We start from the raw sequence: 25,513 nt of genomic DNA, 5'->3' as shown, positions 1-25,513 counted from the left end.
CTTATTTGGAGCCGATTTTTTCACCAAGTTCAACAAGAAGTTTTCCCAGAACCTTTCGGTTTACCACTTCTTCTCCGATATCCTCAATTTTATTTTCTAAATTCTTCTCAAGTTCCGTTATACGAATATTCAGGTCGGTAGACACACTGTCCATTGTGGTGTTCAAGTCGGCTCGAATCTCTTCAACCAGGTCTTCTAAAACCTTCTTTTTTTGGAGAATGTCTTTTTTAAGAGCATCGAACTCTTTATCGTAAGCTTGAATCGTTTCACCAAAAATCAGATTCTTGATAAGGTCAATCTTTGAGGCAGAACTCTCAATTTTGTCCTCTAGTTTGAACATGGGCTTATTATTTTTGGTCATGACATTTGTTTTTTAGCGACTATACTAAATCTTGTTAAGATAGCATCAGGGTTTAAAATAGGGAGAGGCAAGGTACAACTTTTTAAAAAATATGCCATTAATTCTCCTCACAAACTCTTTCAAAATCAAACAAATACCGCCAATCTGTAAATAATTTGGTGGGTAAAGCAATCCAAATAGGCAAATACTACAAGCGCTGCTTTAAAAAGATGTTTTATCTAATTGTCATTGCATTTTGCGAATAATTGTATCTTAGTCATCTATCTATGTGATTTTTAACGTATTGTTAGGAACAAATATGTTAAATAGATACCCCGACCCAGCCACTTCATACGAAACCAAAAATTGACACGTTCGCTACTTATGAGACTGTTTGTCCTACTTATTGGTTTATTGATGTTGAATAGTTCCTGTAGCACTATGGGAATTTTCGGCAATAAGAATTCTGTTGCGGTTTCGGGAGAACAATATGTTAGTAAAACCAAAGGGTACGACCGTATTGTTACAAAGGAGGCTATATCTCAAAAAGGCCTTTTTGATGTGCATAGGGTCGGAGAAAAATACTATTTCGAAATTCCGGATAGTTTATTCAATCGTGAAATTTTAGTCGTAACTCGTTTTATTAAAACCCCATCAGGAGCAGGCAACTATGGAGGGGAGAAAATCTCTGAAAATACCATCGTTTTTGAGAAAGGGCCTACCAGCAACATATTTCTTCGCATTGCTACTCTGGTAAGTGCTGCGGATGAAAATGATGCAATTTCAAAAGCGGTCAATAACTCAAACATCACGCCTATTTTAGAGGCTTTTGATATTAAGGCTTCCCATGAAAAGAAAGCAACTCATTTAATCGAGGTTACTTCATTTTTGAATAGTGAAAATCCTCTATTGGCATTAAGTAATCCACAGAAAGACTCCTACAAGCTTTTAGGAATTGAAAAGGACAAGTCCTATATAAAAGAAATCAACTCCTTCCCTATAAACACAGAAATCAAAACGGTGAAAACCTATAAAGCGAAATCTGTAAAAGGGAAACGAAAGAAAGCTTTGCCAGCCGCAGTGCTAGCCGGAGTGATAACTTTGGAAATCAACAACTCCTTTATATTGTTGCCTGAGGAGCCTATGCAAAAACGCTATGCAGATGCTCGTGTTGGATACTTTGCAAGTTCGTATTTGGAGTATGGAGATGACCAGCAAAAAGTAGATAGAAATACCTACATCCATCGTTGGAGACTAGAACCCAAACCCGAGGATTTTGACAAATGGAAGCAAGGTGAATTGGTAGAACCCAAAAAACCAATTATCTACTATATCGACCCAGCAACCCCTAAAAAATGGAGGCCTTATTTAATTCAGGGAATAAATGATTGGCAAGTAGCCTTTGAACAGGCAGGCTTCAAAAATGCTATTGTGGGAATGGAATGGCCCGAAAATGACCCGACTATGAGTTTGGAAGATGCACGTTTTTCTGTATTGCGTTACTTCGCCTCCCCCTCAAAAAACGCCTACGGACCCAATATTGTAGATCCACGAAGTGGTGAAATATTAGAAAGCCATATAGGTTGGTACCATAACCTTATGAACCTATTGCACAGCTGGTATATGGTGCAGGCTGGCGCGGTCGACCTACGTGCACAACAAATGGAATTCGACACCGAACTTATGGGTGACCTTATCCGTTTTGTAAGCTCACATGAAGTAGGTCATACCCTAGGGCTACGCCACAATATGGGTGCAAGTTCTGCGACCCCGGTTGATAAACTTCGGGATGCGGAATGGCTAAAGAAAAATGGCCATACCAGTTCTATTATGGATTATGCACGTTTCAATTATGTTGCACAACCTGAAGATAATATTCCCGTGGAAGATCTTATGCCTCGAATAGGTGACTATGACAAATGGGCCATTCAATGGGGGTATTCCAAATTTTCCGAAGATTTGAATCGGAATGAAGAGCGCGAATTGTTGAGTCAAATGATTGTAGATAGCGTAACCAATAACCGAAGACTTTGGTTTGGTGGTGAAGGTCGGGACTTTGACCCTAGGTCACAGACAGAAGATCTTGGCGACAATGCGATGGAGGCAAGTATGTATGGCATCTTAAACCTACAACGCATCGCACCTTGTATTAAGGATTGGGTAAAAGAAAGTGACAGTGATGACTTCTCTAACCTTGATCAAATCTACAAAGATTTAGTCAACCAGTACAGTGATTACATTTTCCACGTCACCAAAAATATTGGAGGAATCTACGTGACTCCGAAAACCATGGGGGAAGAAGGTGAGGTGTATCGTCCTATTGACATTCAAACCCAAAAACAAGCTTTGGTTTTTTTGAACAACTATATTTTTCAAGAACCAAAATGGTTGATGCGTAATGATATTCTAAATGCCATTCAATCACCTAGGTCAAAAGAATCGGTAACCAAGACCATGGAAAGTGTAATGATGAATCTCCTTGGTGGAAGTAGACTGAGCAGAATGACCTTTATTTCGGAACGTTATGAGGATGAGAATCCGTATCGGCCTGAGGATTATATTGATGATTTGAATCAATTGGTTTGGGGAGATATGAATGTGTTTTACCAAACCAATGCCTATAAAAGGAAGTTGCAGAAATCCTATGTAGCCAACATGATTGCACTTTACAAACCTGATGTCACCGAAGGTTTTGTTGAGGGACTTTTGGCAGAACTTTCAAAGGGATATACGTCAAACACCGATGTACGTTCACTGGCGCTTGACAATCTTTTAACGCTTCAGGGAAATATTAAAAGAACTATCCCAGTTATGACGGATCGTCTTACTATTGCTCACCTCAACTATTTGAAAAGAGAAATTGAAGCTGTTGTTGGGGAAACACAAGATGTTGACCCCTTGTTTATTCCGTTTCGAAAAGATATTTCGATAAAGGAAGACGGGAAGGAGTAACTTCGGTCTGCATTAATTACTAAACTGATTCCGTTTCCGCTATTTTGTTAATCTTCGGTTGTATTATCCAAATACCAAGAGGGTAAAACCAAAGCATAAAAAACTCCCCTATAAAATCATTAAAATTGACCTCTCGTTGTAATTCTACTGTTTTAATCGTTTTTGCAACAAAGTAAAGGCAATAGATAATACAGAACATTGAAAAAAAGTGCAGGATAACAACAAGCGCTATAGAAATACCTCCACCTATTGATGCTGAAGCGTTTCCGTCAATAAACAATCCACTAGTGGCAAACCCTATTAATAAAGAAATCAACATAATGTAAATAAGGGGCACGAAAAAGAAATATTGAAATTTTTTGACTTTCATCCTAACACTTTGAGGAACTTTTTTCTGCAGTCCAATAGCAATTGACCAAAACCAGCCAAACAATAGTCCGGAGTTTATTATCATAATCACAGGAAATAAAGTCAGTGCATTAATCATAATTAAAGCTTCTGGCTTCTCACTGTTGCTGAAACTAAACATTATGGAGCCCATCGTAATAAATTGAAGAATTAAGGGTATTCCAAACATCAATATGAACAACTGCCAATGTTTTGCTTTTAGGAATTTACTTATCATCCATTCAAAATTTAAAAAGAGTCTTCGGATTACTATTTGCAGTCAGACTGCTTGATTTTGTTTTTCCATTGAATCCAATACTCTTGAAGTCCTTCCGGAGTTGTTTTTAGTTCACTAATATCAAGTTTCTCTCCCTTCATAAGTACCTTTGCCAATTCAGATTTCCTTTTTTTCAAATCGGGTTCATGGTTCCATCCACCAACATGGTCAAAGGAAGTGAATGCATTACATTTCTCAGCTACCATTTTGAAAGAAATATTAAGTTTATAAACCACTTTCCCCGAACCCATGCCATTTGTTGACATTGTAATATTTGCAAAATCTACTTTACAATATTTTCCAGCACCATAAAGTTCTTTCAATTTGTCACCGACCCTACCCGACATATGATTTGAAAATTGATGCGCTACGTCCGAACCATTAACAAATTCAGGACCAACATATACTCCTTCGCATCCTATTTCAGAGCATTCTATTTGACTGTCATTCTGAATTGCGAAAGTGTTTTTCGAATTACTCAAAAACAGAACTGAGCAGACTGCTGTTAAAAGTAAAATGATGTATTTCATTACATGCCTTTATAGTGTATTATTCTTGGAATAACTTGGAGGTCTAATCCCATTCATTCGCAAATAGGAAATTGCCTGAGCTCTATGATGTGCGGTATGACTTTCGCCCCGCAAAATAAGGTCCAAATTCGTATGGCCTTCCAAAAACCAAGGTTTCTGTTTGTTTTCTCCCTCCGCCAAAACAGTATCCTTGAGCTTACTTAAGCTTGAAATTACAAAATCAAAGGTATCGTTAAGATAGTTCTTCACTAGCTCCTTTTTTACGTTAGCCTCCATTTCGCTTAAGCTATCAGGCTGAAACAAGTTAATCGGGTCAGGTCGTTTCAAGAAGAATTCAGCATCCTTAAGTTCGCTATACTCCGAGTAGGTTTTCGAATCAACTAGTATTCCAATAAACATGTTATTCGTATAGCCAAGATGCATGAAGTGCTGAGCAAAACTCATCTGCTCGACAGATGGTTGGTATTCTATCTTGTCCTCTGGCATGGCATCAAGCACCAGCATCGTGTATCCTTTAGATTTTTCCCATCTTCTAATAAGTGTATTTACTATGGACTTATCATTGGGTATTTTAGAGGAAATCAGTGCTAAGGGACTAAGCCCTATTAAACTCAATAGTGATCTTCGATTCATAATACTTTTTTAGGGATTACCGACCTTATAAAAGTATCCAATATCAGATTACCCAAGAAGAATACATTTAATTACTTACTCTTAATCCATAAAAATCAGACGGGACTAGCACCTCCTTACAACCGATTTTTTTTGCCCTTTCTCAATTTCAAATTACTCCTTTGTTGCTTTCATTGGGCTCTAATAAATCCCACATATTCCCATATAAGTCTTCAAAAACTGCCACCAATCCATAAGATTCTTCTTTGGGAGGTCTAACAAAATTAATCCCTCTATCAATCATTTTATTATAGTCTCGCCAAAAATCATCGGTAAAAAGAAAAAGAAATACTCTCCCTCCGGTTTGATTTCCAATACTTTGAAATTGCTTATTGTTTGCTGCTTTGGCCAAAAGAAGACTACATTCATTAGCTCCAGGAGGGGAAACGATTACCCACCGTTTATCTTCACTTAATCTAGTATCTTCAAGAAGCGTAAAGTCTAATTTCTCAGTATAAAACTGAATCGCTTCATCGTAGTCTTTTACAACTAAGGCAATATGTGCAATTCTTTGTTTCACTTACGTCAAGTCTCTAAGTCGATTAATTCCCATATTTCTCCATCGTAAAAAGCTCAGGATTACCACCACGATTTCCACATCCAGAAGCGATATAAATTGCTCCATCAAACTCAAGCAGTCCTGAACCATGGCGTCCTTCAATTAATGAAGGAAGGGTTCTCCATTCATTCGTAGTCAAATTCAGTGCTTCAACCTCAGTATGTGCCTTTTCTTGAGTAGTAGATTCTCCACCAACCACCAGAACTTCATCGCCAAAATAGATTGCAGCATTACCAGCTCGTTTGGTCGGAATGTTATTGGGTAAGGTTTCCCAAGTGTCTGTAGCAATATTGTAAACATCAACTTCAGCGATTACACCCCCAAACGGTTCATCAGGAATTATTCCTGTATTTCTTCCTGCTGGAGCAACAATTTTTCCGTCAACTAAAACAGCTTGAAAATGGTCTCTAGCTCTTGGCGCATCGGCTAAAACTTGCCATTCTCCAGTTTGTGGGTCGTAAACATCCATCCACGTTTTGTGATCGCCAATATGTCCGTTTTTTATCCCGCAGGCAACATAAATTTTTCCATTGTAAAGAACATTTCCGGTTGACCCTCTTCTTCTTTCTTCGGGAATTTCATTTCCCTTGCTCCAGGCATCCGTAATTGGGTCATAAATATATACATGGGTTGTTGGGGTTTCATTGGGCCAACCACCGGTCATTGCAGAAATACAATAAATTTTGTTATTGTAGACGACTGGTTGAAAATGGTGCATTTCGATTGGGGGCTTCGTCCCTTGCGTCCAAGTGCCTGATTCTGTATCATAAATACTAACAGGTCGTATGCTTCGACCGCCTAACAGGTAAAACTTTGCGCCAACACGAACGAATGCCGCTTCATGTCTTTGGACAGGTTTACTTTCGTCATTTGAAAGTACCGAATGCCATTCCAAAGCAGCAACTTCTTTTTCTAATTCAACCTCCGGTTCTTTTTGTGCTTCCTTACAATTCACCAATAGGAACAAACAACTGATATAAAAAATATTATTTAGCATTGTTTCAAATTCTTTAGTGTTATTTTTATTAGGCTAGTTTCCCAAAACTAGTATAATATTCGACTATATGAAACGTGTTTTGTCTTTTTCAATAACTCTAATTACCATATTTATGGGGATTAAAGCCAAAGCTCAAGAATCATCAAATAGGAAAGTAGTATTGATTACTTTGGATGGCTTACGGTGGCAAGAACTTTTCACAGGAGCCGACCCGCTATTAATTGCCAATAAAAAATATGTGCGTGATACCACAGAATTAAAAAATCGATTTTGGCGCGATTCCCCTAAAGAACGACGGGAAGTTTTGTTCCCTTTTCTATGGAAAGAAGTTGCTCAAATAGGACAAATTCATGGAAATAGAAATTTGGGCAGCAAAGTTGACCTCAAGAATAAAATGTGGTTTAGTTATCCGGGGTACAATGAGATTTTATCTGGAAAAGCTGATGATACCAATATCGACAGCAACGATAAAATCAATAATAAGAATATTACAATATTAGAACTTGCCAACCAAGACCCAAGATATAAGGATAAAGTGGCCGCTTTCGCTAGCTGGGATGTCTTTCCGTATATCATAAATGAAGAACGTTCAGGAGTTCCGGTAAATGCAGGATTTGAATTGGCCGAAGGAGAAGATTTGTCAGTACGGGAACAATTTTTAAATGAGTTGCAGCCAACTGTTCCTAGTCCATGGAGTACGGTTCGGTTAGATGCTTTTACCCATCAATATGCGATGGAACATATCAAGAAGAATCATCCTGAATTGGTTTATATCGCTTATGGTGAAACCGATGATTTTGCCCATGAAGGCCATTATGATGCCTACCTGAAATCTGCAAATACCACCGATGCATTTATCAAAGAGCTTTGGGATTTTACTCAAAAGGACTCTTTTTACAAAGACAATACTGTGCTTATTATTTCCACGGACCATGGAAGAGGAGCACTAGACATCAAATCCTGGACAGGCCATGGCGATAAAGTAAAAGATGCTGGTGGAGTTTGGCTAATACTTTTCGGAAGTGGTGTAGAACCTTTGGGAGAAATATCCAAAGAAGAACAATTATATAGTAATCAAATAGCACCCACCATTGCCAAAATATTAGACTTAACTATGGAGAAAGGTGCGATGGGTGGAAAATCCCTGAAGGCATTTAAAAACTAAAGCAGAGAGATAATCTTTACTTAAAGATTAGTTAACCTAGAAAAAGGAAAGGTATCAGACCTTTGCGACATACCTTGTCTAAGGTGGTTTTGGTTTGAGTTGGTTAGTTAAAACCGGTGTGGAGACATCGGTTTTTTGCTTTTAAAATCTTAGTATAAAAAAGCACTACTTTCTTTGCTTTGCCAACCACTCCATTAACGATACAGAATTACCGTCAACTTTGACGGGACTTCCATCAAAATCAAAATCGGCATGATTGGCATGAGAATAGATCCATGACCAATGTCCATTAAAACGATAATCCTCTCCGCCATAAACTCCGCTCAAATCAACGACATAATCGTAAAACGAAAAATGGATGTTTGGAGCAACTGCTTTTACTAATCTATGATACAGAGGCACAACTGTTTCATCCGGCTTGGTAACAGGGTCGTCTTTTGAATGAACGAACCACATTGGAATGTTTTTGATGCTTTCGATTTGTGCATCTGTTAGGTACTGCTCATGATAGGCCAGGGCACTGATGTAGGCGGCAGCAAAATAGTCGGGATACAGCAGTAATAACTTTAAACTCATATAACCCCCATTTGAACAGCCCCCAACATAAATTCTGTTTTCATCAACTCCGGGATTGTCAGCTACATATTTCTTAATCAAGCTCATTAGTGCCTCATTGTAAATATCATTTTCCTTCCCTCGGGTATATTGTCCATTAGCGCTCTGCATCCAAAAAGTAGGGCTTTGGGGAACGAGTACATGGGCGCCTCCAAAAATTGCTTGAATCTCATCAGAAGCATAATTGGTCGCCTTATTTGCAATCAATGCAATACTTGGGTCTGTACCGCCTTCTCCACCGCCATGTAGCCAAATAAGTAATGGGGATTTTCCAGATGTGTTCTTTGGTGCGAAGTATGCATACGTCAATGAAATTTCATCTTGAGTAAAGGTTCCCGTTAAATCAAATTTGTCAAGATCAGGCATGATACGTCCTGTTTCGGTATTCCAGACTTTTTCAGAAGTTGTTTGGGTAATGGTCATTTTATAATTAATCCATTGGTTACTTCCCCGGCCGTCTTTGAAAATATACTTGATAGGTGAGGTCAAAGCATCATCCGGACTAACAAATAACACCAGAGTAACATGTTTTCCTTTGGGAATTCTATTTCCTTTTTCGTCTGAAACGAATGCATAAACTACCTTTCTATCGCCACTTGCTTCCTCGGGTCTCATTTCTACACCTTCTGAGCTTCGTTCAACTGCTACGGAAAAATTAGCTGTTTTTACTTCCGTTAATTCCTCCTCCATCGATAAAACAACTTTGTTTACCCCAGGACCCCAGTCATATCCTGTAACTATTAGCGTATAATCTCCCACAATTGGATTTTCCTTTATTACAGCTTCAGCTGTTAAACTAATTGGAGCAACCACAAATAGCAATACAAGCAATCTTAGGAAAGTAGTTTTCATAATTTGTATCTTTATTATCAAGCAGTTAAGATACATATTGCATTTAAAAATAACACTACAATGAAAAAGCTAAAAAAAGAAGACATCAAACAGGAGGTATTTGACCTCTATGACGATTATGCGCACGATAGGGTGAGTAGAAGACTGTTTTTAGATAAATTATCTACCTATGCTGTTGGCGGGCTTACGGTTTCTTCATTGCTAGGTTTTATTTCTCCAGATTACGTAAAAAAGATTCAAATTCAACAGGATGATTCCAGATTGAAATCGGAATTTATTGAATACGATTCCCAAAAAGGCGGAGGTACAATTAAAGGGCTTCTTTCAAGACCCGTTGACGCCAAAGGGAAACTTCCTGGGATAGTCGTCGTTCATGAAAACCGTGGCTTGAATCCACATATTGAAGATGTTGGGCGACGTGCTGGCTTAGCAGGATTCATATCCTTGGCTCCAGATGCTTTAACCCCGTTAGGAGGTTATCCTGGAACGGATGACGAGGGCCGTACCCTGCAACGTCAACGTGACCGAAATGAAATGTTGGAAGATTTTATCGCAGCTTTTGAACATTTAAAAAATCATCCCGAATGTTCTGGGAAAGTTGGGGTCGTAGGTTTTTGTTTTGGAGGGTGGATTTCAAATATGATGGCGGTAAAAGTTCCTGATTTAGGAGCTGCGGTGCCTTTTTATGGAGGACAACCCAAAGAAGATATCGATAAAATAAATGCGCCACTTTTGCTACACTTTGGAGAATTGGACAAGCGTGTCAATGCAGGTTGGCCTGCTTACGAAGCTGCTTTAAAGGAGCACGGGAAAGAATATACGGCCCACATATATGAAAATGCCAATCATGGATTTCATAATGATACAACCCCAAGATATGACAGGGAAGCGGCAGAATTGGCCTGGACTCGAACCCTAGATTTTTTCACTGAAAATCTGGGTTAGTTGTAATCCATTAATTTTTAGTCAATTTGTAAGATTCTGTTAAAATAAGTCCTAAAAAGTTCCGTTATAATAACATAGCCCTATAAATTCCTATAGTTATATAGCACCTCTACTTTAAAAACTGCATACGAGCGCATTTTTTTAAACCATTAGACCAAAATCTAATCATGGGGCACAAAACACTATATAACACTTCGTGGAACACCGTCTACGATTATCTGAACGACCCAGGTAATTGTACAAAACACCAAAAATTTTATACCGCCGTAGCACCAATAATCAAACATTGGTTACTTCGCTTGGGTTTAAAAGATGACCTTGACGGACATGCAAAAAGTATTTTCTCAGATCTTTTTATAAAGGAATTGAAACGCTACCGTTCGGGAAAATTGGTGCCTGAAAAATGTACTGCCAAAATCACCACTTATTACTTTCCAGTAATCAAGAACCTGTGTTTAGATTATATCAAAGTCCTCCGCAGTGAAACCTATTTTACAGAAGATTCCTCAGAATTGGATGTGGAAGCCGAAATAGGTGTGTTCGATTCCATTTGGGGAGAACACAAAAACATGGTATTGACCGAAATGAGCCGTCATATCAAAGAATGGATAGAGCTCTCAGGCTTTGCGGCTGCCAAAAGAGAAGTATTGCGCAAACGATTTATTGAAGGGCGAAAATTCCCTGATATATTAAGGGGTGTTGACAAAAGTGTTTTTGAAGCCCAGAGAAAATGGGCTTGCAGACAGGGAAAAAAACTAGCTTTAATTATCGCGGAAATATTGCTGCCCGCGTTTATTGAATTCCATCGATTGCCGATTAACAAAAAAATAGACCCGAGACTAATAGAGAAGTATTTTCTAGGCCTACGAACGAAGCTCGCTCGTTGATTTAAGTAATTCAAAAATGGTCTCTTTGTAATCCGTTAATGTCTTTTCTCGATGCACATCAACAGGTTTCTCAAGGATGGCGGTCTTAGGAAAGAGTTCTTCCGTAGCTTCATTCCACTCCCCTTCTAATTCGCTATTCTCCAATTTCAGATAATCGAGTTGCAACATACGTACTTTAAACGCAAATTCTTCGTCTTGTTTGACCAAATGGAGAAATGTAGTTCGTATTTCAGGTTCGATTTCGGTCTCACCCTTTAGGTAGCCTTGGTAGTATAATATAAGAAGGTTTTCGAGTTTCTTTTGAAACACATCGCTTGAAGCCGAAACTTCTTTATTCCTAGCCTTTATTTCGCCGATTTGTACTTCTTTTTTACTTAAATCATTCATGTGCTACAAATACCATTAGAATCTACGTGCAAAAGTTTCAAATAGCCAATTCTTTTGAAACAGGTCTATCATTACATTCAAGGTTTGGCGGCTAAAGAATGAAAAGAAATTCAGATGCGACACTAATAGTCGCAGCTGTTAAGCAGGTAGTTTTTCTTTATGGTATACTATTAAAAGTTGGTCAATACTCTAAAATTAACCAATAATTACTACTTATACAATTTGGAGTAGACCATGGCAGCGAGAATTCCTGCGGAACCTGCACCTGATTTTGAGGGAATAGCGGGAGCACCTTTTCGAGTTAGAACCCCACCATCATTTTTCACATAGCCTACCCAAACCACTATTATTTTTTGACCGTCGCTAAGCACCGTCCAGCCATCTTTGGCTTTTCCGGTGGTGCCTGTTTTGCCGTAGTATTGGCGTTTTTTTGGCAAAAAGGGAAGTAATCGATGACAAGTGCCACCAGCCTCGAAAGCGAGGGGCAACAAGCTTTGAATGCTGTTGGCACTTTTCGTAGCATAGAGCGTTCTACGTTTTCTTGAGCTACCATCGAAAATTGTATCTTGTAAATGGGGGTCTATAATGTATTTCCAGGGAGTTAGAGGAATCGCCTCGCCATAATTAAAGAGCATTTGATAAGCTTGGGCTACTTCCCAAGGTGTCATCGTTTTGGTACCCAAAATATAGGACTCTCCCAAACTGTATGACGGATTCGAAGACACATTGAGCTTTGCCAATTTATCCTCTACTTTTCGAGCCACTTTTAAGGGGTCCGCATGTACACGATAATTCACAGCCCCTTTATTCAAGCTATATTTCAGCACATCACCTACCAGTACTTCTTTGTTCAATAGCTTTTTTCCCGTATTGCCAGGATTGTACTTGTATTCCTTTAAATCCCCATTAAACAGACTTGTGTTTTCATCAAAATCATAGTTCTCAAAAAGCTCTAAGAAAACCAGCGGTTTTAGTACTGAACCCACCTGAAAGCCTTCGCCATAATCGACAAAATTGGCCATGGCACCACTGTTTTTTCGATTGCCCAGTGTAGCTTCTATTCGCCCTGTTTCTATATCGATAGCGATTAGGGAGGTTTCTAAATCAAAGCCATTTACGGACAGACGAGAACGATTGTATTTTGTAAATAAGTCAACAGCACTTTGTAATTTCTCCTGATTCTCGTTGGTAATCGAAGACACATATTGCGTAGCAAAACGTTCTTTTGATTTTCCGCGGTTCGCTCTTAAAAAGTTCGTAAAGGCTGTTGTTTTTCTAAGACTATTTCGTTTGGCGAAACGCAACTCCATGGCCTGCATGTTTTTTAATTTCATTTTATCTACTTCATCTTCCACAATGAGATTGAAATAGCCCAAAATGTTCTCCTTGATATCCTTTTGATTTGCAAAGCGGTCATTGCAAAGTGCTTTTAAATCACCGGCCCCTTTTAAGGTTTTTACTGTGAGCAGCATTTCCAAATCATTCAACTCATGTGGGGCTAGATTGAAAATGGCGTAGGATGCTAGAATGAGTCCGGAGAAGTCACGTTCGTACCAAAAGTTACCTGAGTAGTTGGTATAGGCCATTAGTATTTCCTCGGGACTTGCAGATTTCACCATTTGAAAAGCTGCAAGCTGCTCGCCATACTTCCGGGAGAGGTAGATGGTGCCTATGCCTTCCTTTTTATGAATCGCATTTTTCAACAACTGCTGGGGAATATTCGAACCGCCATCCGCCTTTCCCTTAAACAATCGGGCAATCCCTGAAAAGGACATTCCATAGACGTTGTCCTTTCCGAAGCCAAAAAAATTCTTGCTCTCCACTTTGGTCAAAAAGTAAATGTAGTTCTCCGGAAGTTCCTCATAAGAAAGTATCGGTACAATCGGAAACTTATTCAACTCTCCATTCTTGTTGAGCTCTTCTAACTCTTCCGCTTTTAAATGATTATTAAGTACGGTCTTCTCCCCAAAAACAGCCAATAATTTATGGTCTTCATCCCTTACGGAAGAAATAAAATTGGCATGGGGTTCCATCTTCATTTTCGACGGCCAAACCACATGAAAAAGTATAAGTGCTAAAAAAACACCTCCAACAACTGCTATTGCTTTCGTCCAATCGTTCATGCTACTTTTCGTTTTTCAAAGTCAGAAATAAATTTGATGAGGTGATAGATTGCAGGACTCACCCATCTCCAAAAAACAACGAGAAGGCCACCGTTAAAAACCAAGGAGATGAAGAGTCCTAATTTGGATGGAGCGTACATTCGTATATAAGCGGGCAGCAAAAACAAGGTTCCTAGCGCCACGAAAAAGACAAGCATGTTCTTCGTCGATTCGAATACTCCGGTAAGCCAATAAAAACGAATCGATAATACTTTTGATTCCAAGGCCATTTTTACCCAAGGATAATGAAAATGCAACCAAGCTGCAATAAAGAGACAGGCCGTAAAATGAAGCCTCGCGATAAACACAGCAAAGAAATTATGGAAGATACGCCAACCACTATCAAAGGTTTGAAAGGGGTAGGATACATACAAAAGCGTTTCAAAAAACATAAATAAGCCTAAGCACATAAATTGCAATTTCAATCGGTCGTGGGAGAGGTTATAACTTGATGTAATATTTAGTTTGCTAAGGCAAAAAAGGACAGCATATAAACCCGAGAAATAGGAAATCGCATGAAGTCCGAAATAGGAAATCGGATATTTGATATTGGCCAAGGGGGAAAGCAATTCAGAACCAAACCAATAGACATTGTTCATCAAGATATTGTATTCGATAATGCTGGAAGAAATGCTTAGACACAATGCCGAAAAAAGCAATTTGCTAAACACAAAACACAGTAGACTGGTGGCCATTCCGATAAGCAGGACTTTCAAAGTCCCCCAGCCTTCTTCCTTTGCCACCTGAACGTTGAACCAGTTCTTTCGTGGAATATAAAATAAAACACAGGCTACCAGTGCTAATACGATTAGCAAAATATATACGACTACTGCGGGCATAGCTAGATGGTTGAGATTCCGTCGGCAAAAGTTACATTGAGTCCCATGTGTTCTTCAAGGGCGTATTTCCAAAAGGCGCGTGCTTTATGCACGACTCCCGAATTTTTGGGTTCAGACATTACGATAAAAACAACTTCACGGTCCGCCCCTTTTCTTACACGATCAGGTAAATAGTAGCTAACCATTTCGGTATACGTTTTTTCCATTTGCTCAGGCGTTGTGGGTGGATTTTTATAAAAATTCACCACTGGATTGTTCTCAATTAAATCGCTCACCACGATAATGGTACCATCGGTTTTGTTGATGGCTTTCATTAAAGTCGGAAAGAGCGAAGTGCTTTCCATTTGATTGATAGAATCCAAACTTTTGAGATTTTCCTCATGGGAGGCATAAAAATCGCGCCACCCGATCACCAACTTATTTCGTGCCTTCCCCCAGTCGGTATGTGAAAGAGCCGTTGAAGTAGGGTTGTAATAACTGTGGGTAGAAATAATTCCGAAATCGTAATTGACCGTAAAGCACTTTGGACTCTCCGTCAGACCCAATTCTTGATTGATTAGGTATTCAAAATTCTCCTTGCGCAGTTCATGCTTCGCTCTATCGATTAGTAGTGAATCTGTGGCATCGACCAAAACCGTGATGTTTTTGGTGGTAACCTCTTTGCACTCCGTTTCGCAGCTTGTGAATAGTAGTGTTGCGATTGCTAGGGTGCTTAATATGATTTGTTTTTTCATTTTTGTTTTTTTTAAATCTTTGTGCCGTGAAAGTATCTGTCAGTTCGAGCGGAGTCGAGATGCGAGAGCGGCCTCAGTACCGTGATGGTTCTCGACTCCGCTCGAACTGACAGTGTAGTTACAATTAACTCTACCTTCACACCTCCGTAAAATCAAACTTTTTCCATTGTATAATTTGATTGCCATCGCAATAATTCTCAAAATGCTCGCGATACTTGCTGAGTTCTTCAAAGGAATTGATTTCCAAAGTGCTCAGTTCTTTTTCGCATTCCCCGATTTTTTCGGAAACACCATTTGCTTTTTGCTCAAGTACCGTCACATCACCTAAAATGCGTTTGAATTCGTTTTTTCCTATTTCGTGGGATTCTATTAGTTGATTTTCCAACTTCTTAAGACGTTTGAAGGCTCCTTTAAGTTCGCGGAATTTCAAATCTAAATCCATTTGTTGTGGGGACTTTTCTTTTATGGTTTCTATTTTTTCCACTATGGGTTTCTTGACTTTCACCTTGGCATCGGCACGATTGTAAATACTCTTCACCGCATTGGATAAGAACAGGGCCAGCGTCACCATCATGACCGCACCGAGAATCAGGAATCCGTTTTTGATAAAAAAGTCGGTGAAGGTAAGGGTAACATCCAAAGCTTGGGATTCGAAGAACCATTCCATCACCGTAAAGGTCAGTATGGCATAGACGCTTAGAATCAAAAGTGTAGGAAGCCATACCCAGCGCAACGGAATCTTTCGGGAGGTCAAAAAACTAGCAGCAAAGACGATGGGAATAAAAAATACGCTCCGCAAAATAATCTCTGGAAGGTCATGGGTTTCGGTCAAGATGTTGTAGAACAACACCCCTTCGCCGAAAATGAAAATCACTTCGATAACATAAAGTAACCATATTGGTATTCTCTTAGGGCCGTCTTTGGTTTTCACTTTCGGTTTCGGTTGTTCCTTCACCGGTTCGAAATCTTCAGCACTGTTGATTTCATCAACATTATACTTGCTTTCTAGGGTATCGCCATTGAGTTGACAACGACGAATATGGTTTTTGATGTCCGTTTTTTGATGGGTGATGAGCCCTTTTTGATGAATTAGCTCTTGTTCGATAGCCGCTGTATTGGACTTATTCGACGCAACAATCTCTTTGGAGAGTTGCCCCTTTACAATATCCATTTTACGAATATGGTCGGAGAGGGATTCGCCCAGTTCGCCGATACGTTCGTTCAGACCATACTTTTGGGTTTTATACCCATTGATAATCTTCTTTTCGTCCAAAATAAAATCTTCCTGTGGCAGCATGCCCAGATTCGCTGAGCGATAGGCCATATTCTTTAGCTCTTGATTTGTAAATACCATGATGTTGGGTGTTTAGTGCACGGTGTTACGAATGCAGCATTAAATAGAGCTCAGTTTCTAGCGAAACATTGGGGCCTTTTGTCACAGGTAGTGGCACTTGCTCGCCATTTTCAGCTTGATGAATTTCTGAAAACAGCGTGTCCATTTTTGTTTCATCGTAGGCGATAATGGGCTTGCCCCAAATCGACTGGTCCTTTTTGAAGAGATTTCGTCCTAATTTCATACTAATGTGTTTATGCGGTTTTTAGGTATATCGCGCAAAAAGAAATTTGGGGACATTTTATTTTTAAGAAACAGAAAACCTATATTCATGCCTTCATGAACCCAAAACAAAAAATAAGCTGGAAAACGGCGGCAGCTTTGGTCATCTCAAGTATGATTTCCGCCGGGATGTTTGCTGTTATAAGTGGTTTTACTTATGGCGTTTGAGCCGCGAATCTATATTTCTTCTCATCATTGTGAACCTTTCCTTTACGTGGTAAAATGCTAGAAAACTTTGGCTTACCTATCGAAGTTGCATGAAATTGTGCTAATTTGAGGAGCAAAATACCGTATGTCAACCAGCCGCAGAAATTTTATAAAAACCTTACCTCTTGCTGCACTTATACCGCAACAGGCACTGAGCAGTATCACCGGGGGAAACATGAACGCTTTGGCCTCCACCTTTTTATTGGAAAACATCAATGAAATTTATGATAAGGCCATTGTCATCGATGGTCTTGTTATTACCCGAAATTGGAATGAAGTAGCGGACAAGGCACTTGTAAAATCGGGTTATACCGGTTTTAATGCCTCATTAGACTCTCGCAGCCTCCAAAGCGCACTCGCTTCGTTGTCAGAATGGCATTTGCGTATCAAAAACAACCCCGATCGGTTTATCAAGGCAACCAGTGCCGAAGATTTTATCCGAGCTAAGAAAGAAGGCAAAGCGGCAGTAATGATGGGTTTTCAGAATACCACTCCGCTTGAAAAGTCCCTAGACAATATGGATATCTTGTATCAAGCAGGTACCCGATGGATACAGTTGACCTATAATCCGCGCAACTTAGTTGGTGATGGTTGCACCGAGCGCACCAATGCGGGTTTATCTGATTACGGGATCGAAGTGGTCGAACGAATGAATGATCTGGGTATAATCGTTGACCTATCCCATTGCGGTCAGGCGACAACTAATGACGGTATCAAATTCAGCAGGAGTCCTGTTTCCATTAACCATTCGATGTGTGAAGCCCTACATAAAAATCATCCCCGTGCAAAAACCGACGCACAAATTAAAGCCATGGCGGATAAGGGCGGCGTACTAGGTATTATATGCCTCGGCTATATGATCGGACCTAATTTAGGCACTGAAACTACCTTAGAAACGTATATGGACCATATTGAACATGCGGTTAAGATTGGGGGAATAGATCATGTGGCTTTGGCAGCTGATTTTGCCGTTCAAGGGTTACAAGCAACAGGGGCTACAAAAGAGAATTGGTATGAGCCGAGACTAACGCGATTCAAGCCTTCCTATAAAGTGCAATGGCCACCTTGGATTCCAGAATTAGATACTCCAGATCGATATCGAAATGTTGCCCGCTTACTAGACCAACGAGGCTTCAGCACAGGCGAAATTGAAAAAATATTAGGTCAGAACTGGCTGCGATTTTTTAGAGAGACATTAAAACCCTAAATGCTGATTTTCCATCGAAAATTTAAAAGATAGTATGCGTATAACTTTTTTACAATTCAATATCAAAAGACTCCAACAATTATTAGCCCTCCTACTCTTGATGATTTTATCAGGATGTTCCGAAACTCCCAGTCCATGGGAAAACATCGATGAAGAAGGTACATTTTTGATTTATCGAAGACAATCACAAATTGGTGAGGAGTCCTATTCCATCAAAAAGGAAGGGGTATCTATTCGGGTCAAATCACTACAAGGTGAAAACGAGCGTGGAAGAATTTCAGGGGTGCAAGCTGAATTACAATTGGGGATGAATCTATCGCCAATCTCCTATTTCAGTCGAAGAATTGTTGAAGAGGACACGACCAATATTTTCAAAATGGAATTGAAGGCTGATAGTGTTTCCGTTTGGGAAAAGCATTATGATGTCGTTACTCATAAAACTCCTGACAATTTTTTTCCGTTGCACAGCACCATTCCCGCGGGCATCGAAATCATGTTGTATCAATATATATTCCAGCAGGGAGGTGATCTCAAAATTCCAACCCTCCCTCGTGGTGAAGTTTCCATGTTACATACAGGAACAGATATTGCCAGCATTGCTGGTAAAGAGGTGCGGCTTGACCGATATGTGGTAGAAGGAATTAATTGGGGTGGTCGCACGATATGGGTCGATGCCGATAAAAACCTAGTAGCACTTGTAAAGGCAAATACACAAATAAGGGAAGTTATCAAAAAGGGCTATGAAGAAGCTATGCCTCTTTTTATAGCCGGGCATGCAACAGAACAACTAGATGCGCTGAAGGAATATACCAAAGCCTTACAAGGAGAACAGTCTAAACGCGTTGCTTTGGTGGGTGGCGATGTAGTTGATGGTTTGACCGATGCCACTCAAAAAAATATGACTGTACTCGTTAACGATGGTAAAATTACAGCGATAGGAAGTCGTTCAACTGTAGCGATTCCTGAAGATGCCAAGGTTATTGATGTTACCGATAAAACACTAATCCCAGGGTTGTGGGATATGCATGCCCATTCCAACCAAGTACAATGGGCACCTGCCTACTTGGCGGGTGGCGTTACAACCATTCGTGACAATGGCAATGAAATTGAATTTGCAACTTCATTTCGCGATGGAATCGCCAACGATAGTCTCCTTGGTCCTGATATTTTATTGGCAGGTATGACCGATGGAGCTGGGGCCAAAGGAAATGGAATTGTTCGCGCTACCAATGCCGAAGAAGCCCGAGAAGTGGTTGACAGGTATTTCAGTAAAGGTTACAAACAAATAAAAATATATAATTCGATAACTCCCGATGTACTCAAAGTACTGACTGAAGAAGCGCACAAAAAAGGAATGACCGTAACGGGGCATGTGCCCGCAGCAGTTGGCACCACCGCAAATGCTATAAACCTAGGGATGGATATGTTTAGTCATGACAGGGCCATTTACTCGGCATTATTTCCTGAAAAATCAAAAGTTCAGGCCGTAAAAGATCTATTGGAAAACCAAGAAGTATCTACGGATCGCATTCAAAAAGCGATTGACTTTTTTTTAGAAAATAAAATCACCTTAGACCCCACTTTGAATATTCGAAAAATTCTTAACCTTTCTGAGGGCAATCCATTAGAAACCATAGAACCTGATGCTGGTCGTATCGCTTATGAGCTTTGGGAGGGCAAAAGACTTCGGAAAGGAAAGCGCCCCGAAGCCTCAAAAAAAGGAATAGCGCGATATACCAAAGGCGCTGAAATCGTTGGTCATTTATTTAGAGCAGGGGTTCCGATTGTGGCGGGAACGGATAATTTCGTTCCTGTTTTTGGATTATATCTGGAATTAGAAACTTACAATACCTTAGGAGGTTTAACCCCTTTTGAAGCGCTACAAACGGCTACAATAATTCCTGCAAGAGCGATGGGTATGGGCGCAGAAACGGGAACTTTAGAAGTTGGCAAGCAGGCGGATATCGCGATATTGGATAAGAATCCTTTGGAAAACCTATCAAATATTAGAACCGTCTCTGCGGTACTTACCAATGGCAATTATTATCAAAGTAATCCTTTATGGGAGGCCGCCGATTTCGAACCAAGAAAAAATTAATCCACCTAAAATAACCATCTTATGAAGACCTTTTATCTATCCTTACTATGTACGCTATGTTTTATATCCATAGGGCTAACGCAGTCAACACCAGAAGCGGATTATGACCCTGAGGCAAAACTTGTGGAACTCGGTATTACCCTTCCTACGCCACCACAACCCGTTGCAAATTATGTCAATGGCGTACGCGCTGGTAATCTAATATTCTTAGCTGGGAAAGGACCGCGTTACGCAGATGGCACAGAGATTACCGGAAAACTGGGGCAAAATATTTCTATAGAAAAAGGATATGAAGGTGCGCGTTTGACCGCCATTAATCAACTCTCGGTTCTCAAGGATATGTTAGGCAATCTCAACAAAGTAAAGCGCATCGTTAAAGTATTGGGAATGGTGAATTGTGATCCGTCTTTTGTAGATCAACCAAAAGTCATCAATGGCTTTTCAGATTTGATGGTAGAAGTGTTTGGAGAGAAAGGTAGACATGCTCGAGCTGCGGTAGGTATGGCATCGTTGCCCAGAGGACAAGCTGTAGAAATAGAGCTGGTGGTAGAGGTATATGAGTAGCTCTATAATCTTATGAACCCAAAACAAAAAATAGGCTGGAAAACCGCTGCTGCTTTGGTCATCTCCAGTATGATTGGTACTGGGGTATTTACCAGTCTGGGCTTTCAACTAGTCGATATTCAAAATACCTGGAGTATTGTCTTGATTTGGGTATTAGGTGGCGTATTCGCTCTCATAGGTGCATTTACCTACGCCGAACTCGGCACCAATTTTGACGAATCAGGCGGGGACTATATTTTTCTTTCCAAATTGATACACCCTTTGGTAGGCTATGTCTATGCTTGGATATCATTGACCGTAGGTTTTACAGCCCCAATTGCGATTTCAGTGATGGCGATGAAGAGTTATTTGAGTCCTATCAATCCTTCGCTGTTCAATGATTGGTTTGGGGTGGCGGTCATCTTGATTTTAGCTGCTATGCATTCCTTTAGTATTGGTCAAAGCGGGAAATTTCATAATATTTCCACAGCCATCAAAATCGGATTTCTGCTGCTTCTAATTACTCTTGGGTTTGTTTATGCCCCTGTTCAAGAAAACGCCATTGACCTGAGTAGCTCATGGCAAGAAGAAATTTTACTGCCTGGTTTTGCGGTTTCCTTATTGTATGTTACCTATGCCTATACCGGCTGGAATGCAGCGGCCTATATTGTTGACGAAATCAAAGATGTGCGGCGCAATTTACCCAAGGCTTTGATTATCGGTACGGTTTTCGTGACCCTGCTCTTCGTGCTCATACAAGTGGTATTCTTAAAACACGCCTCGGTAGAACAGCTCTCCGGAAATGTAGAAGTGGCCTTTATTGCCTTCAAAAACCTATTTGGTACGGAAGGCGGTCGTTGGGTCAGCTATTTTATCGCCATTCAGCTCATCGCCACCGTAAGTGGGTATCTATGGATTGGGTCTAGAGTTACTTTTGCCATGTCCAAGGACCATTCGCTATGGCGTAAACTATCCGTAAAAAATACGAATGGCATTCCCGTTCGCGCCCTTTGGTTTCAGGCTGGGGTGAGCATTCTCCTCACCATGACCGGTACGTTTGAAGAAGTATTGTTATATGCCAGTTTTGTACTGCAGCTTATGGGAACCTTAACCGTTGCCTCTATCTTTTGGTTAAAGGGAAGAACCGGTGCTTATAAGAGTCCATTTAAACCATTGCTACAAATCGCCTTTATCCTTTTCAGTATATGGATATTGGGCTATATGCTTTTTGAACGGCCTAAGGAAAGTACAATTGGATTGCTTTTTGTAGTCACGGGAATAGGGACTTACTTTATGTCGAAGCGGAATTCTAAAGTACGAGGTACGGGGTGAGAAATACGAAGTGGGAATAATACATTGTTGAAGCCAAATACTGGTATTCAAAAGATAAATATCAGACTGGGCCTTTAGTAAACTTATCCTGGAAAAGGCATTTCCCCGTCCAATACTTTATCTGAAATCACAGAAGATAAAACAAGTGACGTAGTCATTTCGCCATAAGCGGACAGCCTACTATTGAGATTTTGAAGATGGCTGGGGTTTTTTACATAGCCCTTCATTTGCATACAATCACGCCCCGTTAGTTGATGGCACTCAAATATTTCAGGTACGGTATTGACAAATTCCATGAAATTTTGCGTCTGCCCGTACCGTACTTTAATAGAGATAAATACTGCTAAAGGATATCCTAATGCTTCAATATTAATCTTGGCGGTATAGCCTTCAATAATACCCAAATCTTCTAATTTCTGAATACGTTCTGAAACTGCAGGCGACGATAAGCCAACAGTTTTGGCAATATCCTTAACGGCCATTCTTGCATCCTTTTGTAACTCGGTAAGAATGGCCCAATTCAATTTATCTATTTGCATGATACCTTATATTATATGTTCAAATATACTTAATATATTTTTAATTATGTAAATAACACTAAATATTAAACGGCATTATTTATATTTAAGTTAATATAAATAGGTCAAATTAACTTTTTAACTAAAATAATACATATAACAATATTTAATTAATTATAAAGTACATATTACCTCATATTATTAATATATAAGTATAATATACAATCTAATTTTGAAGTATAAAATAATCAAAGCTTCATATTATGATTGTACGGATAATTCATATCAAAAGAAGGTTTCGCGAAGTAATTATAACAAGATTCTATAATCGGGATTCAAAATCAAGGGCTGTCATTAAGTTATTGGTGATGCTATTTTTTACAGGAACATCAATTTCTTATAGTCAAGAAGTATCTCAATTAGAGCAACAGTCAGACTCCAAAAAAGATTTTCGCAAAAGCCATGATTTTAGTTCAATTAAAAAGGTCGTAAAAATCACGGATAAGGTGGTCATAGATGGCTTAGTCAATGAGCCCTTTTGGGATACTATTGAGCCATTACATAGTACGCAAAAGGTGCCAAACGCCGGAAATGAGCCCACTCAAAAAACGGAAATTAGAATTGCCTACGACGACAAGTACCTCTATTTATCAGGAAGACTATTTGATACGGAGCCTAATAAGATAAACGCCAACGTTAAAAGGCGCGATGACCTTACTGAAAATACAGAATGGTGTGGTTTACTTATAGACACCTATAATGACCGAGAGAATGCGCTGGCATTCTTTGTTACCCCCACTGGAGCACGATTGGATATGGCTTTATCGAATGATATTGTAGGTCCAAATGCATTTAATTTGAGCTGGAATACCTTTTGGGATGGCGCATCGAAAATAACAACAGCCGGCTGGTTCGCCGAAATCAGAATTCCGTTTTCAAGCTTACCCTTTGAGTCCGTAGATGGTAAAACGGTTATGGGGATAACCACTTGGCGGTATCTCGCTAGAAATGATGAAACTGATATTTACCCACCGAGAGATCTTAGTACAGGTAGTTCATTTCGACCTTCATTAACCCAGCGCTTTGTTTTCGAAGACATTGATGAAAAAAAACCATTTCGCATTGCCCCTTATATTTTAACTGGTGGGGAAAGCAATAGTATACTCTCTGAAGATATGCAGCAGTACGAATCAGAGGAGGCCTTCATACGTGAAATTGGTTTAGATGCCAAAATCGGTCTTGGCAGTAATGCCATAGCGGATATCACCTTGAATACCGATTTTGCCCAAGTAAAAGTAGATGACCAGCAAGTGAATCTAAGTCGGTTCAATTTATTTTTTCCGGAGAAAAGACTGTTCTTTCAGGAAAGGGCCAGCCTGTTCGATTTCAATTTCGGAGCGTTCGATAAAGTATTTTATAGTAGACAAATAGGTATTGTAAATGGACGGCAAACTCGAATTTACGGAGGATTACGAACCGTAGCCAAATTTGGAAAATGGGAAGCCGGGTTCATAAACATGCAAACCGCCGCTCAAGATGATATCGCCTCGGAAAATTTCGGAATTTTTCGGATACGAACAAGAATTCTTAATGAAAACTCTAATTTAGGCATAATAGTTACCAATCGAACCGATTTCAAGGGCAACAATAATACGGTTTATGGTATCGACACAAACATCAAATTATTTGGCGAAAACTATCTTTCGGCACGATGGGCACAAAGTTTTGATAATCATTTTGAAGATACAGAATCCGACAATTCTAAATATTTTTTGCAACTAAATAAGCGTTCTCAAAATGGTCTTGTGTACACACTCAATTATGGCAGAACAGGGAAGGACTATCTACCCAAAATAGGGTTTGAAAGAAGATTGGATTACAGCCAATTAGGAGCAACGTTCGCCTATAATATATTCCCTAGTGCTGAATCAAAAATTGTTCAATACGGACCAACTGTGAGCAGTACATCTATCTGGGGGAATACCTCCAAAGTATTGGAATCAAGAAACAATCAGCTGGGTTTCCAATTACTAACTAAACTTGGATGGAACTATACGATTGCCGTAGAAACGAATAAAGAGTTTTTACTTGACCCTTTGCAATTGGCAGGGGGTATTACCTTAGATCCAGGCGAATATAATTTTAACTCGGTAAGTGCCTCCTTGGTAAGTCCTGTGGCACAACGCATATCATATGCCACAACACTTGACATCGGAAATTTTTATGATGGTAAAAAAACTACGCTTAGTGTAGCACCGTTTATGAACATTACTCCTGATTTTATCGTACAGGGAAGTCTTTCATATAATAAGTTGTCATTTAACAGCAGGAATATTAATAAAGACATTACACTTGCGAACCTCAAACTCTTATACACCTTCAGTACAAAATTAACAATGAGTTCTCAAGTGCAATACAACAGCTTAAGTAAAACATATGCAAGCAATTTCAGATTGCGTTATAACCCGAAAGAAGGCACCGACTTCTACCTCGTTTACAATGGAGATTTCAACCAAGATGTGGGTCGGGTTCAACCCTTTTTGCGAAGCACTAATTATCAGAATATTCAATTGAAGTATACCTATACTTTTCAGTTGTAAACGAATGCACTCGTAGTTGAATCAATTATACACGCTATGCTGAAGCCCTAGATGAATTATAATGCAACTAACTAGCAATTGATGATAGTCAAT

23 protein-coding genes are annotated in these 25,513 nt (G+C 39.6%); 9 read left to right on the top strand and 14 right to left on the bottom strand.

What is annotated here, in order from left to right; translation table 11 throughout:
• Nucleotide 1: 1 nt before the first annotated feature.
• Nucleotides 2-361: a fructose 1,6-bisphosphatase gene (locus FEE95_RS06445; protein ID WP_138657058.1), complete on the bottom strand. Its 360-nt coding sequence runs from the start codon at nt 359-361 to the stop codon at nt 2-4.
• Nucleotides 362-724: 363 nt separating this feature from the next.
• Between FEE95_RS06445 and FEE95_RS06440 the strand changes: the two genes are divergently transcribed.
• Complete coding sequence (locus FEE95_RS06440) at nt 725-3,292, top strand: zinc-dependent metalloprotease (RefSeq protein ID WP_238474507.1); 2,568 nt, start codon at nt 725-727, stop codon at nt 3,290-3,292.
• A gap of 19 nt (nt 3,293-3,311) precedes the next feature.
• Here FEE95_RS06440 and FEE95_RS06435 read toward each other — a convergent pair whose 3' ends face one another.
• From FEE95_RS06435 to FEE95_RS06415, 5 genes are all read right to left on the bottom strand, one after another.
• A complete protein-coding gene (locus FEE95_RS06435) occupies nt 3,312-3,917 on the bottom strand; it encodes a hypothetical protein (protein WP_138657057.1) in 606 nt (201 codons plus the stop codon).
• A 32-nt stretch (nt 3,918-3,949) separates the two neighbouring features.
• The gene (locus tag FEE95_RS06430; protein WP_138657056.1) at nt 3,950-4,486 is read right to left on the bottom strand and encodes a hypothetical protein; all 537 of its coding nucleotides are present in this window, start codon (nt 4,484-4,486) and stop codon (nt 3,950-3,952) included.
• A 9-nt stretch (nt 4,487-4,495) separates the two neighbouring features.
• Nucleotides 4,496-5,119, bottom strand: a complete 624-nt coding sequence (locus FEE95_RS06425; RefSeq protein ID WP_138657055.1) for a DinB family protein — start codon at nt 5,117-5,119, stop codon at nt 4,496-4,498.
• Between the two features lie 148 nt (nt 5,120-5,267).
• On the bottom strand, nt 5,268-5,678 hold the full coding sequence (locus FEE95_RS06420; protein WP_138657054.1) for a VOC family protein: 411 nt from the start codon (nt 5,676-5,678) through the stop codon (nt 5,268-5,270).
• Between the two features lie 22 nt (nt 5,679-5,700).
• Nucleotides 5,701-6,714, bottom strand: coding sequence for a Kelch repeat-containing protein (locus FEE95_RS06415; RefSeq protein WP_138657053.1), 1,014 nt, complete (start codon nt 6,712-6,714; stop codon nt 5,701-5,703).
• A 67-nt stretch (nt 6,715-6,781) separates the two neighbouring features.
• Here FEE95_RS06415 and FEE95_RS06410 point away from each other — a divergent pair, with 67 nt between their 5' ends.
• The gene (locus FEE95_RS06410) at nt 6,782-7,879 is read left to right on the top strand and encodes an alkaline phosphatase family protein (RefSeq protein ID WP_138657052.1); all 1,098 of its coding nucleotides are present in this window, start codon (nt 6,782-6,784) and stop codon (nt 7,877-7,879) included.
• Nucleotides 7,880-8,044: 165 nt separating this feature from the next.
• Here the strand turns inward: FEE95_RS06410 and FEE95_RS06405 are convergent, their stop codons facing one another.
• Nucleotides 8,045-9,346: a prolyl oligopeptidase family serine peptidase gene (locus tag FEE95_RS06405; RefSeq protein WP_138657051.1), complete on the bottom strand. Its 1,302-nt coding sequence runs from the start codon at nt 9,344-9,346 to the stop codon at nt 8,045-8,047.
• A gap of 60 nt (nt 9,347-9,406) precedes the next feature.
• Here FEE95_RS06405 and FEE95_RS06400 point away from each other — a divergent pair, with 60 nt between their 5' ends.
• Both FEE95_RS06400 and FEE95_RS06395 read left to right on the top strand, forming a co-directional pair.
• Nucleotides 9,407-10,291 (top strand): dienelactone hydrolase family protein, encoded by an 885-nt coding sequence (locus tag FEE95_RS06400; protein ID WP_138657050.1) that lies wholly within the window; start codon nt 9,407-9,409, stop codon nt 10,289-10,291.
• A gap of 167 nt (nt 10,292-10,458) precedes the next feature.
• A complete protein-coding gene (locus FEE95_RS06395) occupies nt 10,459-11,178 on the top strand; it encodes an RNA polymerase sigma factor (RefSeq protein ID WP_138657049.1) in 720 nt (239 codons plus the stop codon).
• Here FEE95_RS06395 and FEE95_RS06390 read toward each other — a convergent pair.
• The 6 genes from FEE95_RS06390 to FEE95_RS06365 form a co-directional block, all read right to left on the bottom strand.
• Complete coding sequence (locus FEE95_RS06390) at nt 11,155-11,565, bottom strand: hypothetical protein (protein WP_138657048.1); 411 nt, start codon at nt 11,563-11,565, stop codon at nt 11,155-11,157. The genes FEE95_RS06395 and FEE95_RS06390 overlap by 24 nt on opposite strands.
• 209 nt (nt 11,566-11,774) lie before the next feature.
• Nucleotides 11,775-13,688 carry a transglycosylase domain-containing protein gene (locus FEE95_RS06385; protein WP_138657047.1) on the bottom strand — a complete coding sequence of 638 codons (1,914 nt, stop codon included), beginning with the start codon at nt 13,686-13,688 and terminating at the stop codon, nt 11,775-11,777.
• The gene (locus FEE95_RS06380; RefSeq protein ID WP_138657046.1) at nt 13,685-14,566 is read right to left on the bottom strand and encodes a hypothetical protein; all 882 of its coding nucleotides are present in this window, start codon (nt 14,564-14,566) and stop codon (nt 13,685-13,687) included. Before FEE95_RS06380 ends, FEE95_RS06385 begins: the two co-directional genes overlap by 4 nt.
• A gap of 2 nt (nt 14,567-14,568) precedes the next feature.
• A complete protein-coding gene (locus tag FEE95_RS06375; RefSeq protein WP_138657045.1) occupies nt 14,569-15,300 on the bottom strand; it encodes a hypothetical protein in 732 nt (243 codons plus the stop codon).
• Nucleotides 15,301-15,436: 136 nt separating this feature from the next.
• Complete coding sequence (locus FEE95_RS06370) at nt 15,437-16,654, bottom strand: hypothetical protein (protein ID WP_138657044.1); 1,218 nt, start codon at nt 16,652-16,654, stop codon at nt 15,437-15,439.
• 25 nt (nt 16,655-16,679) lie between these two features.
• Nucleotides 16,680-16,877, bottom strand: a complete 198-nt coding sequence (locus tag FEE95_RS06365; RefSeq protein WP_138657043.1) for a hypothetical protein — start codon at nt 16,875-16,877, stop codon at nt 16,680-16,682.
• Nucleotides 16,878-17,207: 330 nt separating this feature from the next.
• On the opposite strand from FEE95_RS06365, the gene FEE95_RS06360 reads away from it, so the two are divergent.
• From FEE95_RS06360 to FEE95_RS06345, 4 genes are read left to right on the top strand one after another with little or no spacing between them, the layout of a single operon-like run.
• Nucleotides 17,208-18,329 carry a dipeptidase gene (locus tag FEE95_RS06360; protein WP_138657042.1) on the top strand — a complete coding sequence of 374 codons (1,122 nt, stop codon included), beginning with the start codon at nt 17,208-17,210 and terminating at the stop codon, nt 18,327-18,329.
• A 34-nt stretch (nt 18,330-18,363) separates the two neighbouring features.
• Nucleotides 18,364-20,427 (top strand): amidohydrolase family protein, encoded by a 2,064-nt coding sequence (locus FEE95_RS06355; protein ID WP_138657041.1) that lies wholly within the window; start codon nt 18,364-18,366, stop codon nt 20,425-20,427.
• A gap of 21 nt (nt 20,428-20,448) precedes the next feature.
• The gene (locus FEE95_RS06350) at nt 20,449-20,991 is read left to right on the top strand and encodes a RidA family protein (protein WP_138657040.1); all 543 of its coding nucleotides are present in this window, start codon (nt 20,449-20,451) and stop codon (nt 20,989-20,991) included.
• A 12-nt stretch (nt 20,992-21,003) separates the two neighbouring features.
• The gene (locus FEE95_RS06345; protein WP_138657039.1) at nt 21,004-22,302 is read left to right on the top strand and encodes an APC family permease; all 1,299 of its coding nucleotides are present in this window, start codon (nt 21,004-21,006) and stop codon (nt 22,300-22,302) included.
• A gap of 83 nt (nt 22,303-22,385) precedes the next feature.
• Here the strand turns inward: FEE95_RS06345 and FEE95_RS06340 are convergent, their stop codons facing one another.
• On the bottom strand, nt 22,386-22,841 hold the full coding sequence (locus FEE95_RS06340) for an Lrp/AsnC family transcriptional regulator (protein ID WP_138657038.1): 456 nt from the start codon (nt 22,839-22,841) through the stop codon (nt 22,386-22,388).
• Nucleotides 22,842-23,083: 242 nt separating this feature from the next.
• Here FEE95_RS06340 and FEE95_RS06335 point away from each other — a divergent pair, with 242 nt between their 5' ends.
• Nucleotides 23,084-25,420, top strand: a complete 2,337-nt coding sequence (locus tag FEE95_RS06335) for a carbohydrate binding family 9 domain-containing protein (protein ID WP_138657037.1) — start codon at nt 23,084-23,086, stop codon at nt 25,418-25,420.
• Nucleotides 25,421-25,513: the final 93 nt, after the last annotated feature.

The sequence above is a fragment of the Maribacter algarum (ex Zhang et al. 2020) genome, assembly GCF_005885635.1.
GTDB lineage: Bacteria > Bacteroidota > Bacteroidia > Flavobacteriales > Flavobacteriaceae > Maribacter_C > Maribacter_C algarum.
Note: the sequence above shows the minus strand (reverse complement) of the source record. Positions and strands in the feature narration are given on the sequence as shown.

Coding starts and splice junctions, on each gene's coding strand:
- FEE95_RS06445 (WP_138657058.1), bottom strand. CDS start 361: ATGACCAAAAATAATAAGCCCATGTTCAAACTAGAGGACAAAATTGAG.
- FEE95_RS06440 (WP_238474507.1), top strand. CDS start 725: ATGAGACTGTTTGTCCTACTTATTGGTTTATTGATGTTGAATAGTTCC.
- FEE95_RS06435 (WP_138657057.1), bottom strand. CDS start 3,917: ATGATAAGTAAATTCCTAAAAGCAAAACATTGGCAGTTGTTCATATTG.
- FEE95_RS06430 (WP_138657056.1), bottom strand. CDS start 4,486: ATGAAATACATCATTTTACTTTTAACAGCAGTCTGCTCAGTTCTGTTT.
- FEE95_RS06425 (WP_138657055.1), bottom strand. CDS start 5,119: ATGAATCGAAGATCACTATTGAGTTTAATAGGGCTTAGTCCCTTAGCA.
- FEE95_RS06415 (WP_138657053.1), bottom strand. CDS start 6,714: ATGCTAAATAATATTTTTTATATCAGTTGTTTGTTCCTATTGGTGAAT.
- FEE95_RS06410 (WP_138657052.1), top strand. CDS start 6,782: ATGAAACGTGTTTTGTCTTTTTCAATAACTCTAATTACCATATTTATG.
- FEE95_RS06405 (WP_138657051.1), bottom strand. CDS start 9,346: ATGAAAACTACTTTCCTAAGATTGCTTGTATTGCTATTTGTGGTTGCT.
- FEE95_RS06400 (WP_138657050.1), top strand. CDS start 9,407: ATGAAAAAGCTAAAAAAAGAAGACATCAAACAGGAGGTATTTGACCTC.
- FEE95_RS06395 (WP_138657049.1), top strand. CDS start 10,459: ATGGGGCACAAAACACTATATAACACTTCGTGGAACACCGTCTACGAT.
- FEE95_RS06390 (WP_138657048.1), bottom strand. CDS start 11,565: ATGAATGATTTAAGTAAAAAAGAAGTACAAATCGGCGAAATAAAGGCT.
- FEE95_RS06385 (WP_138657047.1), bottom strand. CDS start 13,688: ATGAACGATTGGACGAAAGCAATAGCAGTTGTTGGAGGTGTTTTTTTA.
- FEE95_RS06380 (WP_138657046.1), bottom strand. CDS start 14,566: ATGCCCGCAGTAGTCGTATATATTTTGCTAATCGTATTAGCACTGGTA.
- FEE95_RS06375 (WP_138657045.1), bottom strand. CDS start 15,300: ATGAAAAAACAAATCATATTAAGCACCCTAGCAATCGCAACACTACTA.
- FEE95_RS06370 (WP_138657044.1), bottom strand. CDS start 16,654: ATGGTATTTACAAATCAAGAGCTAAAGAATATGGCCTATCGCTCAGCG.
- FEE95_RS06365 (WP_138657043.1), bottom strand. CDS start 16,877: ATGAAATTAGGACGAAATCTCTTCAAAAAGGACCAGTCGATTTGGGGC.
- FEE95_RS06360 (WP_138657042.1), top strand. CDS start 17,208: ATGTCAACCAGCCGCAGAAATTTTATAAAAACCTTACCTCTTGCTGCA.
- FEE95_RS06355 (WP_138657041.1), top strand. CDS start 18,364: ATGCGTATAACTTTTTTACAATTCAATATCAAAAGACTCCAACAATTA.
- FEE95_RS06350 (WP_138657040.1), top strand. CDS start 20,449: ATGAAGACCTTTTATCTATCCTTACTATGTACGCTATGTTTTATATCC.
- FEE95_RS06345 (WP_138657039.1), top strand. CDS start 21,004: ATGAACCCAAAACAAAAAATAGGCTGGAAAACCGCTGCTGCTTTGGTC.
- FEE95_RS06340 (WP_138657038.1), bottom strand. CDS start 22,841: ATGCAAATAGATAAATTGAATTGGGCCATTCTTACCGAGTTACAAAAG.
- FEE95_RS06335 (WP_138657037.1), top strand. CDS start 23,084: ATGATTGTACGGATAATTCATATCAAAAGAAGGTTTCGCGAAGTAATT.